The organism is Dermatobacter hominis (assembly GCF_020715685.1).
Lineage (GTDB): Bacteria > Actinomycetota > Acidimicrobiia > Acidimicrobiales > Microtrichaceae > Dermatobacter > Dermatobacter hominis.
This window is the reverse complement of record NZ_CP085840.1, coordinates 757,099-769,635: the sequence shown is the minus strand read 5'-3', so window position 1 is coordinate 769,635 and position 12,537 is coordinate 757,099. Positions and strand designations below refer to the sequence as shown.

At 72.7% G+C, this 12,537-nt stretch carries 11 protein-coding genes; 3 read left to right on the top strand and 8 right to left on the bottom strand.

What is annotated here, in order from left to right; genetic code table 11:
• Positions 1-27 precede the first annotated feature (27 nt).
• From LH044_RS03630 to LH044_RS03610, 5 genes are all read right to left on the bottom strand, one after another.
• The gene (locus tag LH044_RS03630) at positions 28-993 is read right to left on the bottom strand and encodes an LLM class flavin-dependent oxidoreductase (RefSeq protein ID WP_227760058.1); all 966 of its coding nucleotides are present in this window, start codon (positions 991-993) and stop codon (positions 28-30) included.
• A 43-nt stretch (positions 994-1,036) separates the two neighbouring features.
• The gene (locus LH044_RS03625; RefSeq protein ID WP_227758441.1) at positions 1,037-1,792 is read right to left on the bottom strand and encodes an SDR family oxidoreductase; all 756 of its coding nucleotides are present in this window, start codon (positions 1,790-1,792) and stop codon (positions 1,037-1,039) included.
• A gap of 79 nt (positions 1,793-1,871) precedes the next feature.
• On the bottom strand, positions 1,872-3,125 hold the full coding sequence (locus tag LH044_RS03620; RefSeq protein WP_227758440.1) for an acyl-CoA dehydrogenase family protein: 1,254 nt from the start codon (positions 3,123-3,125) through the stop codon (positions 1,872-1,874).
• Entirely contained in the window at positions 3,122-4,273 is a 1,152-nt protein-coding gene (locus tag LH044_RS03615; protein ID WP_227758439.1) for an acyl-CoA dehydrogenase family protein, read from the bottom strand. Before LH044_RS03615 ends, LH044_RS03620 begins: the two co-directional genes overlap by 4 nt.
• Before the next feature lie 12 nt (positions 4,274-4,285).
• Positions 4,286-5,455, bottom strand: a complete 1,170-nt coding sequence (locus LH044_RS03610; protein ID WP_227758438.1) for a thiolase family protein — start codon at positions 5,453-5,455, stop codon at positions 4,286-4,288.
• 174 nt (positions 5,456-5,629) lie between these two features.
• Here LH044_RS03610 and LH044_RS03605 point away from each other — a divergent pair, with 174 nt between their 5' ends.
• On the top strand, positions 5,630-6,289 hold the full coding sequence (locus tag LH044_RS03605) for a TetR/AcrR family transcriptional regulator (RefSeq protein WP_227758437.1): 660 nt from the start codon (positions 5,630-5,632) through the stop codon (positions 6,287-6,289).
• A gap of 70 nt (positions 6,290-6,359) precedes the next feature.
• On the opposite strand, the gene LH044_RS03600 is transcribed toward LH044_RS03605, so the two are convergent.
• From LH044_RS03600 to LH044_RS03590, 3 genes are all read right to left on the bottom strand, one after another.
• The gene (locus LH044_RS03600; protein ID WP_227758436.1) at positions 6,360-7,562 is read right to left on the bottom strand and encodes a cytochrome P450; all 1,203 of its coding nucleotides are present in this window, start codon (positions 7,560-7,562) and stop codon (positions 6,360-6,362) included.
• The gene (locus LH044_RS03595; protein WP_227758435.1) at positions 7,559-9,049 is read right to left on the bottom strand and encodes an aldehyde dehydrogenase family protein; all 1,491 of its coding nucleotides are present in this window, start codon (positions 9,047-9,049) and stop codon (positions 7,559-7,561) included. The genes LH044_RS03600 and LH044_RS03595 overlap by 4 nt, the downstream gene beginning before the upstream one ends.
• Before the next feature lie 148 nt (positions 9,050-9,197).
• Positions 9,198-10,391 (bottom strand): amidohydrolase family protein, encoded by a 1,194-nt coding sequence (locus LH044_RS03590; RefSeq protein WP_227758434.1) that lies wholly within the window; start codon positions 10,389-10,391, stop codon positions 9,198-9,200.
• A gap of 249 nt (positions 10,392-10,640) precedes the next feature.
• Here LH044_RS03590 and LH044_RS03585 point away from each other — a divergent pair, with 249 nt between their 5' ends.
• Positions 10,641-10,952: a hypothetical protein gene (locus tag LH044_RS03585; protein ID WP_227758433.1), complete on the top strand. Its 312-nt coding sequence runs from the start codon at positions 10,641-10,643 to the stop codon at positions 10,950-10,952.
• A gap of 3 nt (positions 10,953-10,955) precedes the next feature.
• Positions 10,956-12,455, top strand: coding sequence for a class I adenylate-forming enzyme family protein (locus tag LH044_RS03580; protein WP_227758432.1), 1,500 nt, complete (start codon positions 10,956-10,958; stop codon positions 12,453-12,455).
• The last annotated feature ends 82 nt before the right edge of the window (positions 12,456-12,537 follow it).

The window sequence follows — 12,537 nt, the reverse complement described above, 5'->3', positions numbered from 1 at the left end:
ACGTCCCCGAGATCGCGGGCGCGGCGGTCAGGTGAGGAAGGTCTGCTCGAAGAGGTGGAGGTGGCGCCAGGCCAGGTCGGGCGGGATGCCGCCGACCATGGGGTGCAGGACGACGAACGCCTCGTCGCCGGCGGCCTCGACCTCGGCCCGGTGCTCGTCGGGCGTGAGGATCCGGTACTGGTCCCCGGCGCGCAGCTCGTCGACGTCGGACGCGACCGCGAACGGCGTCGGCAGGCCCGACTCCTGCTGCCAGCGCCCGTAGGCGTTGGTCTCGTGGAGGAAGTACGGCCCGAGCTCCTCCCACGCCGCCTCCGGGTCCTCGGCGAGCACGACGACCTCGCCGCCCGCCGCGGCGCGACTCGGACCGGGGTCCGGCCTGCCGAGGGCGAGGCACTCGTCGCGGTAGTGCTCCCAGCACGCCAGGTCCGACGGGACGAACCCGTCGGCCAGCCGTGCCGCGCGCCGGGCCGCCCCCTCGGACGTGCCGCCCATCAGCAGCATCGGTCCGCCCTCGGAGGTCGGCGTCGGCCGGACGGTCACGGTGCGACCACGGTGCTCGAACGGCTGGCCGGTCCACGCAGCACGCAGGGTCGTCATCGCCTCGGTGACCCGCTGCGCCCGCTCCGACATCGGCACGCCGAACATCTCGAACTCGCTCGGCACGTAGCCGCCGGCGACGATCAGGGCGAGGCGGCCGCCGCTGATCAGGTCGACGACCGCGGCGTCCTCGGCCAGCCGCAGCGGGTCGTGGAACGGCGCGATCAGCGCGGCGACGTTGATGACCGCGCTCGACGTCCGGGCCGCGACCGCGGCCGCGAGCGTGAGCGGGCTCGGGAGGTAGCCGTCCTCGGACCCGTGGTGCTCGCTCAGGCCGATGAAGACCGCACCCCGAGCGTCGGCCCACTCGCACATGTCGACGCAGGCGCGGTACCGCTCGCTGGCGGTGACCGGGCTGAGGTCCGGGTGGCGGAGGTCGAACCGCAGCCCGAACATCACGGGCGGCGCCCTCCGACGGATCGGCGGCGGCCGGGCACGCTCACCCCTGGGCCCGCGGGACCCGTGGCAGCACCGCCATGGTCGGCACGACCGCCGAGCTGCCCAGCCGGATCACGCCGTCGACGGCGTCGACCAGGTCCTGCACGTCGAGCAGCGCACCGGCGATGTACCCCTTCTCGTACCAGGTGCGCCCGACCTCGACGGCGAGGTCCATGTCCCAGCCCTCGGTGAAGCCGATCGCCGAGTCGCCGTCGCCGCCGCCGCAGTCACCCACGATCAGCCGCGTGAAGCCGACCTCGGGGTGCTCGATCCGCCACGCCTCGACCATCTTGTCGAGCGCGGCCTTGCTCGAGATGTAGGCCCCCAGGCCGGGCCACGCCGGGGTCATCGACGCCGACACCGACGAGAAGTAGATCGCCCGCCCGTCGGACGCCTGGAGGTGGGGGAGCGCGGCCTGGGTCGCGATCGCGGCGCCGACGACGTTGGTGGCCAGCGTCCGGGTCCACGTGGCGGCGTCCATGTCGGCGAGGTGGCCGAGCGTGCCCACGCCGGTGGCGTAGACCAGGGCGTCGATGCCGCCGAGCTGCCGGGCCGCCTCGGCGACCGCCTCGTGGCAGCCGACCTCGTCGGTGACGTCGCACTCGATCGCGGTGGCGGCACCGCCCATCTCCTCGACGGTGCGGTCCAGGCGGTCCTTCCGACGCGCGAGCAGGGCGACGTCGTGTCCGGCGCTGCCCAGGCCGATGGCGACGCAGCGGCCGAGCCCGCTCGACGCTCCGAGGACGACGACTCTCATGGTTCCCCCTTGGTGTCGGCACGACGCCCCCTGCGGTCGTGCCCCTGCGCTCTCGTTCGACTGCTCCCGCCGGTGCCGGTCAGGCCTGGGACGGCCCCCTCGGCACCTCGCGGAACGGCCGGTCGCGGTCGAACGCCGGCTCCCGCGGCATGCCGAGCACCCGCTCGCTGATCACGTTGGCGGCCATCTCGATCGTCCCGCCGCCGATGCAGCTCGACTGGCGCATCAGGAAGTCGTCGCCCCGGGCCTCGAGCGCGCCGTCGTCGTCGGTCCAGGCCGCGCCCGCGCTCATCGACAGCTCGAACGCGATCGTGTTCCGGCGCACCAGGCTGAGGCCCCCGAACAGGCGCCCGATCGCCGAGGCCTGGTCGCTCATGGCGCCGCTCAGCACGCCCGCGCCGATCCGCCGACCGAGCGCGCTGCCCACCAGCGCGAGGACCTCGGCCTCGCCGACGCGCTCCTGAGCCGCCGGGTCGTCGGCCCGGCCGCCCTCGATCGCGACGCTGCGGATGTTGCGTCCGTCGACCGAGGCGAGCTCCTGCTCCGTCGGGCGGGTCACGTACGGCGAGTTCGACGCCATCCGCTCGTGGAACATCCACCGCGTGCCGACGGTCCAGCCGTCGTCGACCTCGCCGACGCGGTTCGAGTCGGGCACGCGCAGGTCGGTCAGGTACTCCTGGCAGAAGTCCATGTTGCCGTTGAGCATCTCGATCCGCTGGACCTCGATGCCCTCGGCGTCGATCGGGAAGATGAACACCGACAGGCCCCGGTGCTTGGGCACGTCCCAGTTCGTGCGGGCGAGGCACAGGCCCCAGTCGGACCACCACGCGCCGGTCGTCCAGACCTTCGAGCCGTTGAGGATCCACTCGTCGCCGTCGCGCACCGCGGTCGTGAGCGCGCCGGCGACGTCGGACCCGCCGCTCGGCTCGGAGAGGAACTGCATCCAGAGCTCCTCGCCCCGCAGGATGGCGGGGACGTGGGTGCGCTTCTGCTCCTCGGTGCCGAAGTCGAGGAGGACGGCCATGCACGGCGTCATCGTCGGCACCTGGTTGCGGACGGGGCAGTCGTAGCCGAGCAGCTCCTCGTTGAGGACCTCCTGGTGGGCCCGCGTCAGCCCCTGACCGCCGTACTCGACGGGCACGGTGATGCCCGCGAGGCCGGCGTCGAAGAACATGCGCTGGAGGTCGCGGTCGCGCTGCACCTCGCGCAGGTCGTCCTCGTCGGTGCCGGTGACCCGGAGCCCGGCGATCGTCGAGGACCGGGCCGGTCCCACCTCGCTCCGGATGAAGGCCCGGGCCCGGGCCCGGAAGTCGTCGAGCGGCTCGGTGGTCATGCGGCACCGCTCCCGAGCTCGGCCTCGACCTCGCGGTCGAGGAAGGCCGCCACCCTCCTGCGGTGCTCGGACGGGGTGCCGTACAGCGCCCGGTCGAGCGTCTGGCGCCGCAGGTACAGGTGGAGGTCGTGCTCGAACGTGACGCCGATGCCGCCGTGGAGCTGCACGCACTCCTGCATGAGCTCGCTGCCCTGCTCGCCGACGTAGGCGGCGGCGGCGCTGGCGAGCTTGCCGGCGTCGGGCGCGTCGACCGCGACGGCGGCGGCCGCGTCGTCGGTGATCGCGTGGCCGGCCTCGAGCCAGGTCTTCATGTGCGCCATGCGGTGCTTGATCGCCTGGTAGGAGCCGAGCGGCCGCCCGAAGGAGTAGCGGTCCGACGTCCACGCCAGCGTCATGTCGAACGCCGTCTGCATGGCGCCGACCGCCTCGGCGCACGACACGACGAGCGCCCACCGGAGCTGGCGCTCGACGGCCTCGGCCGCGCCGCCCACCGTGCCGACCACCGCGTCGGCGCCCACGCGCACGCCGTCGAACGTGACGACGTCGAAGCGGCGGGTCAGGTCGACGCTGTGCATGCGGGCCGTCGAGACGCCCGGCGTCCCGGCCGGCACCAGGACCTGCGTCGGGCCGTCGGGCGAGGTGCCGGTGACGAGGAGGTGGTCGGAGCGGGACGCCGACTCGACGGGTCGCTTGGTGCCGTCGAGCACGAGCGAGTCGCCGTCGGGGGTGATGCGGAGCCGCTGCGAGGACGCCTCGTCGCGGCGGGGTCCGTCGAGGAACGCCCAGGTCGCGAGGTCCTCGCCGGTCAGGAGCCGCTTCACCACGTCGTCGTGGCCGCGGGCCTCGCTGAGCGCGCCCGCCACGACGGCGTTGACGAGCAGCGGACCGGGGGCGGCGCACCGCCCGAACTCGTGGGCGATGAGCGACAGGTCGACGATCCCGGCGCCCGAGGCCGAGCCGCCGCCCAGGTCCTCGGACACCAGCAGGTGCGTCCACCCGAGCTCGACGCCCTGGCGCCAGTACTCGGGCGTGAACCCGTCGTCGTCGGCGCGCAGCGCCCGGATCGTCGACGGCGGGACCTTGTCGGCGAGGAAGCGCGCCGTGGTCTCGCGCAGGAACTCCTGGTCCGGGGTGGGTCGGACGAGCATCGTCGGAGCCGCTCAGACCCGCACGACCACGGCGGTCGACATGCCGCCGCCGGCGCACATGGCGGCGACGCCGTTGCCCCCGCCCCGGCGGCGCAGCTCGTGGACCATCGAGATGATCATGCGAGCGCCGGTCATGGCGACCGGGTGGCCCAGGCTGCAGCCGCTGCCCTCGACGTTCACGATCTCCTCGTCGATGCCGAGGATCCGGGTGGTGGCGACGCACATCGAGGCGAAGGCCTCGTTGATCTCCCACAGGTCGACGTCGCCGATCGAGAGACCGGCACGGTCGAGCGCCTTCGGGATGGCGACGGTGGGGGCGAGGCCGGTCCGGGCCGGCTCGACGCCGGCCGACGCCCAGGCGGTCACCACCCCGAGCGGCTCCAGGCCCTCCGACGCGGCCAGGGCGTCGTCGACGATGACCAGCGCAGCGCCGCCGTCGTTGGCGCCGCAGGCGTTGCCGGCGGTGATGCTGAACCCGTCGATCTCGGGGTGGATCGGCTTGAGGGTCGCGAGCTTCTCGAGCGTGGAGTCGCGCCGGGGGTGCTCGTCGACGGCGAACGTCGTCGTGGTCCCGTCCCGCAGGGCCACGTCGATCGGCGCGATCTCGTCGGCGAACCGGCCCTCGTCGATCGCGGCGATCGCCCGCTGGTGGGAGCGGAAGGCCCAGGCGTCCATCTCCTCACGGGTCACACCGGTCTCGACGGCGGCGTTCCAGCCGACCGTGATCGTCATGTCCTCGTTCGGGGCGTCGGGGGTGGAGAGGTGGCTCGGCGGTGACCACGCGTCCCACTCGTCGGTGCCCGGCACCCGCCGCATGTTGCGCGGCGACGTGGAGGACGACTCGACGCCGCCGGCGACCACCGCCCGGTCCATGCCGGCACGGATGCCGGCTGCGGCCGTCGTGACCGCGGCCAGCCCGGAGGCGCAGTGGCGGTTGTGGGCGAGGCCGGCCACGTCGACGAGACCGGACTCGATCGCCGCGTAGCGGGCGATGTCGCCGCCGCCGTAGCGGGACTCGCCGAGCACCACGTCGTCGTAGGCCGCGGGGTCGAGGCCGGCCCGCTCGACCGCGCTCGACACCGCGTGGATGGCCAGCGCGTACGGGTCGACGTCCTTCAGGGTGCCCTTGAAGGCGGTCCCGATGGGCGTCCGTGCGGTCGCGACGATCGTTGCTTCACCCATTCGCCGTCCCCCCTGGATGGTCGTCGGAGTGTGGATCTGCTCCCCGCACCGTAGACGAGTGAAGGCTCACTTTGTATTGCGGAGTGATCGATCGCTCGCAGACGCCCGACTCGCCGTATCATGGGCGTCCGGTCGTCGGGAGCGGCGGCCGGACGCTCCGAAGGCAGGTGAGGGATGGCGAAGACCGCGGGTCCGGTCGAGGGGAGGCCGAGGGCACGGCGGCTGACCGCCGAGGAGCGGCGGCGCTCGATCCTCGAGGCGGCCAGGAAGTCGTTCGGCGACACCGGCGACATGAACGGCACGACGATGCGGACGATCGCGGATCGTGCCGGCATCAGCGAGGGCGTGATCTACCGGCACTTCGAGAGCAAGGACCAGCTCTTCTACGAGGCGGTCGTCGAGCCGCTCCGAGAGGCCGTCGACGCGCTGGTCGAGGCGACGGCCGACCTGGAGCGGCAGTTCCCGCTCCCGGCCGAGCGCCAGCTCGAGTCCCTCGCCGACGTGTACGAGACGCTCACCTCGATGCTCGCCGAGGTCCTGCCCCTGCTCGGGCTCGTCCTCTTTGGCGACCCCGAGGTGGCGACGCGCTTCTACCGGGAGCACTTCGCCGTCGCCATGGACCGGTTGGCGTCGGCGTGGCAGGGGGTGGAGGAGCGGTTCGGCGTCGAGGTCGGCCTCACGCCCATCTCGACCCGGGCCGTGATCGGCACGGCGCTGATCCTGGCCCTCGAGTCGACCCACTCCGAGGGGGGCGAGGTGTCGCGCGAGATGTTCGACGGCGTCGCCCGCGGCACCGCCCGGGGCTACTTCCCGGCCTTCGCCGGTCGCAGCTGACGCCGGCCCGGCGCACACGACCCGGCGCGGCACCTGGCGCGGACGGCCCCGTCGTCGGGGCCGGCCCGGCTCAGATCAGGATCGGCATCGTCTCCCAGCCGCGCACGGTCGACGTCCGGCCGCGCACGGCACGCTCCTCGTCGAGGTCCCACTCCGGGAACCGGTCGAGCATCTCGTCGAGCACGACCCGCCCCTCGATGCGGGCGAGCGCCGCGCCCAGGCAGAAGTGGATGCCGTAGCCGAAGGCCAGGTGGTGGGCGATGTCGCGTCGCACGTCGAACCGGTCCGGGTCCTCGAACGCGCGCTCGTCGCGGTTGCCCGAGCCGTTGAGCAGCAGCAGCGCCGAGCCCTCGGCGACGACCGTGCCGTGCAGCTCGACGTCCTCGGTGACGTACCGGGCCTGCACCGGTGAGGGCGACTCGTACCGCAGCACCTCCTCGATCGTCGGGTTGATCAGCGAGCGGTCGTCGCGGACGAGCCGGCGCTGGTCGGGGTGCAGCGCGAGGAGCCGCGTGGTCCACCCGATGAGGCGGTTGGTGGTCTCGTTGCCGGCGGCGGCCACGAGGTTGATGTAGCCGAGCGCCTCCTCCTTGGTCAGCCGGCGCTGCTGGCCGTCCTCGTCGGTGTACTCGGCGGTGATGAGGTCGGTCATCACGTCGTCGGCAGGGTGGGCGTACCGGAAGTCGATGTAGTCGGCGAACAGCTCGGTCTGGCCCGCCACGTCGAGCCCGTCGGCCATCGAGGGCATCTCGCCGCCGTCGAGCTTCAGCCCGCCGTCGATCTCGTCGCGCAGCGCCTCCTGGTCCGACTCGGGGATGCCGAGCAGCATGCCGATCGTGCGCATCGGCACCTGGGCGCCGAGGTCCGCGATCACGTCGAAGCCGCCCGAGCCCGTGAACGGATCGAGGCTGCGGGCGCAGAACGCCCGGATGTCGGGCTCGATCGCGGCCATGCGCCGGGGCGTGAAGACCCGCGACAGCAGGCCGCGGTGCAGGTCGTGCGCGGGCGGGTCCTCGAAGATGAACGTGCCGGGCGGCAGCTCGATGTCGGCCTTGATGAGCTCGAGCAGCGTGCCCTTGGCGGAGCTGAAGCGCCGCCAGTCCTTGAGCCCCTCCTCGACGTCGTGGAACCGGCTCAGGGCCCAGAAGTCGTACTTCTCGTTGTAGTAGAGGGGCGCCTCGTCGCGGAGGCGCTTCCAGACCGGGTACGGGTCGTCGTCGATCTCGAAGTCGAACGGGTCGTAGTAGAGCTCGGGTGCGGCGGTCGGACTCATGAGCCCGCCGGCCAGGCGTAGGACTTCAGCTCGAGGTACTGCTCGAACCCGGCGGTGCCGTTCTGGCGGCCGACCCCCGAGTACTTGAAGCCGCCGAAGGGCAGGTCGGCGCCGTACGGGGCGCCGCCGTTGATGCTCAGCATCCCGGTGCGGATGCGGTCGGCGACGGCCATGGCCCGTTCGTTGGACCCGGCCATCACGCCGCCGCCGAGGCCATAGCGGCTCTCGTTGGCGATGCGGACGGCGTCGTCGTCGTCGTCGAACGGGATGACCACGAGCACGGGGCCGAAGATCTCCTCCTGGGCGATCGTCATCGAGTTGTCGACGTCGGCGAAGAGCGTGGGCTCCACGAAGAAGCCGCGGTCGAACTCCTCGCCCTCGGGCACACCACCGCCGAGCACGAGCCGGGCGCCCTCCTCCTGGCCCTTCTCGATGTAGCCGAGCACCCGCTGGCGCTGCTTCTCGGAGACCTGCGGGCCCTGGAGCACGTCGGGGCGCTGCGGATCGCCGTAGGGCACGTTCTCCATCATGGCGACGAGCAGCTCGATGCCCTCGTCGTAGCGGGAGCGGGGGAGCAGCATCCGGGTCGGGATCGCGCAGCCCTGGCCGCCGTGCGTGCACACGGCCAGTCCCATGAACGACGCCGCGACGAGGTCGGCGTCGTCCAGCACGACCGTGGCGGACTTGCCCCCGAGCTCGAGGAACAGCCGCTTCAGGGTGGCGGCGCCCTTCTCCATGATCCGCTGCCCGACGGCGGTGGACCCGGTGAACGAGATGAGGTCGACCTGCGGCGAGAGCGTCAGGTCCTCGCCGCGGAGGTGGTCCGACGACGTCACGATGTTGAGCACGCCCGGCGGGATGTCGGTGCGCTCCGCGACGAGCCGGCCGATCAGCGTCGCGTTCAGCGGGGTGTCGGGGGCCGGCTTCAGCACCATCGTGTTGCCGGTGGCCAGCGCCTGGCCCAGCTTGTTGATCGTCACCTCGAACGGGAAGTTCCACGGCGTGATCGCCCCGACGACGCCGGCCGCCATGTGGACGTACTTCCGGTGGTCGAGGTTGCCCTGGATGTTGATCGCCTCGCCGAGGTCGCGCTCCCACTCGAAGTCGTCGATGAGCTTGATCGGGTGGCGCAAGCCGTCCTGCAGCGGCGTCTCGAGCTGGGCGCTGCCGGTGAGCATGCGCGGGGCCCCGGCCTCCTGGATCAGCTGCTCGCGCATCTCCTCGACCTCGGCGTCGAGCGCGTCCTGCAGCTGCTGGAGGCAGCGCTTGCGCAGCTCGCGGTCGGTCGACCACGACGTCTCGTCGAAGGCCCGGCGGGCCGCCGCGATCGCCGTCGCCATGTCGTCGGCGGTCGCGTCGGCGACCCGACCCACCAGCTGCTGGTTCGTCGGGTTGATCACGTCGAAGGTCTCGCCGGTGGACGACTCCACCAGCTTCCCGTCGATCAGCATCCTCGACTCCGGCCGGATGGTCGGCAGCTCCGTCATCTGTCCCCCTGTGTCTCGTTCGGTGTGGCTGGCTCGTTCGGTGTGGCTGGCTCGTCGGGTGTGGCTGGCTCGTCGGGTGTGGCTGGCTCGTCGGGTGTGGCTGGCTCGTTCGGTGTGGCTGGCTGGTGCGGCGGTCCGCGGTGTCGGCCTAGGCGACGCCCACCGGGGCGTCGACCCGCATGAGCCGTGCAAGGTTGCCGCCCATGACGAGGCGGACGGTCTCCTCGGGCACGTGGGCCATCTCGTCGATGTAGGACGTCGGGTCGGCGAGGCCCTCGGGGTGCGGGTAGTCGGAGCCGAACAGCACCTGCGTCGGGCCGATGAGGTCCGCGAGCGCGCCCAGGTCCTCCTCCCAGAACGGGCTGATGTGGACCTGGCGCTTGAAGACCTCGACCGGGTCCTCGGCGAACTCCTGCGGCATCTTCTTGTAGACGCTGGCGAGGTTCCCGAGCAGCGGCGCGACCCACGTGCTCCCGTTCTCGATGAACGCGACGTCCAGCCCGGGGAACCGCGACAGCAGCCCGTGGCAGAGGAGCGACGCGGCGGCGTCCTCGACCGGTCGCCAGGACGACATCATCCGGAACGCGTCGTGGCGGAACGGCAGCATCTCGCCGCGCCCGCCGGACCACTCGCCGGTGAACCGCGCGTACCCGCTGTCGGAGGAGTGGAACGCCACCAGCACGCCCGAGGCGACCACCCGCTCCCAGAACGGGTCGAACTCGGGGAGCGCGAAGGAGCGCGGCCCCTCGTAGCCGGGGACGGGTGCGGGCCGGATGAGGACGGCGCGGGCGCCGCGCTCGACGACCCACTCCAGCTCCTCGATCGCCCGCTCGACGATCGGCAGCGTGATGACCGGCGTGGTGAAGATCCGGCCCTCGTAGTCGAACCGCCACGTCTCGTACAGCCACCGGTTGAGGGCGTGGACCGCGGCGTGGGTGAGCTCGGGGTCGTCGCGCATCCGCTCCTCGAGGAGGCTGGCGAGCGTCGGGAACATCAGCGTGCGGTCGAGGCCCTGCTCGTCCATGAGCTCGAGCCGGGGCCCCGGCTCGCGGAACGCGGGGATCGACCGCATCGGCTCGCCGAAGATTTCGCGCGTGCTGCGGCCCTCGGGGTTGCCGCGCCGGTAGTAGTCCTCCTGGGCGCCGGGCCGGGCCACCACGTCGAACGTCGGGTTCGGGATGTAGTCGCTGATCTGGCCCCGGACGACGATCTTGGTCCGGCCCCGGACCTCCACGTAGTCGATGGCGCGCCGGTAGCGGTCGGGGAGGAACCGGGTGAACGCGTCCTGCGTCTCGTACAGGTGGTTGTCGGCGTCGAAGACCGGCATCCCTCGCATGGCCATGGCGCACCTCCTGCGGACGAGCGGCAGCCGGCCCCCCGGACGTGCCCCCGCGAGGCAGGATATGTGTGAGCGAGCGCTCACTTCAATCGATGCCGCGGGCCGTCCCACCAGGTGGGGGACCCGGTGGTCGGCCCTGCGGGTTCGTGCCAGAGTCGTGCACCGTGCGGGCCGGCGGCGGGGACCGGCCTCCCGGCGGCGTCGATCCGAGCGCCGGACCAGAGCGAACCGACCGAGTGAACAGGGGGACCAGTGGGGATCGAGCTTCGACCGGGTGACCGGTTCCGCTCCGCGGTGTGCAGCACCGAGGTGGTCGTGGTGAAGGCGCCGTCGGGCGAGGTGGACCTCCGCTGCGGCGGCGCTGCGGTGCTCGGCGCCGACGACGAGGCGCCGGCCGGTGCCGCCCTCTCGCCGGAGCACGCCGGCGGGTCGCTGATCGGCAAGCGCTACACCGACGGCGGCGAGCTCGAGCTCCTCTGCTCGAAGGCGGGCGACGGCTCGCTGTCCGTGGGCGAGACCGACCTGGAGATCAAGGGCGCCAAGCCGCTCCCGTCGTCGGACTGAGCCGTGCACCTCGACCTGATCCTCTCGATGGCCGCCGACGTCCACGGCGACCGGATCGCCGTCGGACCGATGTCCGACGGGCTGACCGTGCAGGACCTCGCGACGCGGGCCCGGCGCGTCGGCGCGGCCCTCGCCGAGCGGCCGATCGAGCACGTCGGGCTGATCGACCTCAACTCCTCGGCGGTGCCGCTCACGCTCTTCGGCGCCGCGGTGGCGGGCCGGCCGTTCGTGCCGATCAACTACCGGCTCACCGACGACCAGCTCCGCCGCCTCGTCGAGCGGATCGCGCCGGCGGTCGTCGTGGTGGGCGACGGCGTGGCCGAGCGCCTCGGCGACGTCGACGGGGTCGAGCTGCTCACGCGCCAGGAGCTGCTGGACCTGTCGGCCGACGAGTCGATCGCTGCGGTCGACGCCATCCCCGACCCCGACGCGGTGGCGGTCCTCCTCTACACGAGCGGCACCACCGGGGAGCCGAAGGCCGCCGTCCTCCGCCACCTGCACCTCGGGTCCTACATCGTCACCACCGTCGAGCTCGGCGGCGCCGAGCCCGACGAGGCCGCGCTCGTGAGCGTGCCGCCGTACCACATCGCCGGCATCTCGGCGTCGCTGTCGTCGCTCTACGGCGGGCGGCGCGTGGTGTACCTGGAGTCCTTCGACCCGGCCGAGTGGGTCCGCACGGCGCGCGAGGAGGGCATCACGCACGCCATGGTCGTGCCGACGATGCTCAACCGCATCCTCGACGTGGTGGCGGCCGACGGCGGGGGGCTGCCGGCGCTGCGGACCCTCTCCTACGGCGGCGGCCCGATGCCGCTGCCCGTCATCGAGCGGGCCATGGCGCTCCTGCCCGACACGGGCTTCGTGAACGCGTACGGGCTGACCGAGACGTCGAGCACGATCGCGCTGCTCGGACCGGACGACCACCGTGAGGCCATGTCGTCCGACGACCCGGCGGTGCGAGCCCGGCTCGGGTCGGTCGGACGGCCGCTGCCGACGCTCGAGGTGACCGTCCGCGACGAGCTCGGTCGGGAGGTGCCGCCGGGGACCGTCGGCGAGCTGTGGGTGCGCGGGGAGCAGGTCTCCGGGGAGTACCGGGGCGCGGCCGGCGGCGACGACGAGGGCTGGTTCCGCACCCGCGACTCGGTCCACCTCGACGACGAGGGCTACCTGTTCGTCCACGGCCGGCTCGACGACGTGATCGTCCGCGGCGGCGAGAACCTGTCGCCCGGCGAGATCGAGGCCGTGCTGCTCGACCACGAGGCGGTCGAGGAGGCGGCGGTCGTCGGGATCCCCGACACGGAGTGGGGCGAGCGCGTCGTCGCGGCCGTGGTCACGGTGCCGGGCCGTCACGTCGACGAGGCGGAGCTCCAGGACCTGGTGCGCGGCCGGCTGCGCTCGACGAGGACCCCCGAGCGCATCGCCGTGCTCGAGGAGCTCCCGTACAACGAGACCGGCAAGCTGCTCCGGCGGGCGCTGCGCGAGGAGCTGGCCGCCGAGTTCGCCTGAGCGCGCCGGCTCGGCCGGTGCGCCCTGGGCGCTGGTGTAGGTTCGGAAGTGAGCGATCGCTCATCGACCGGGGGGTGCAGGT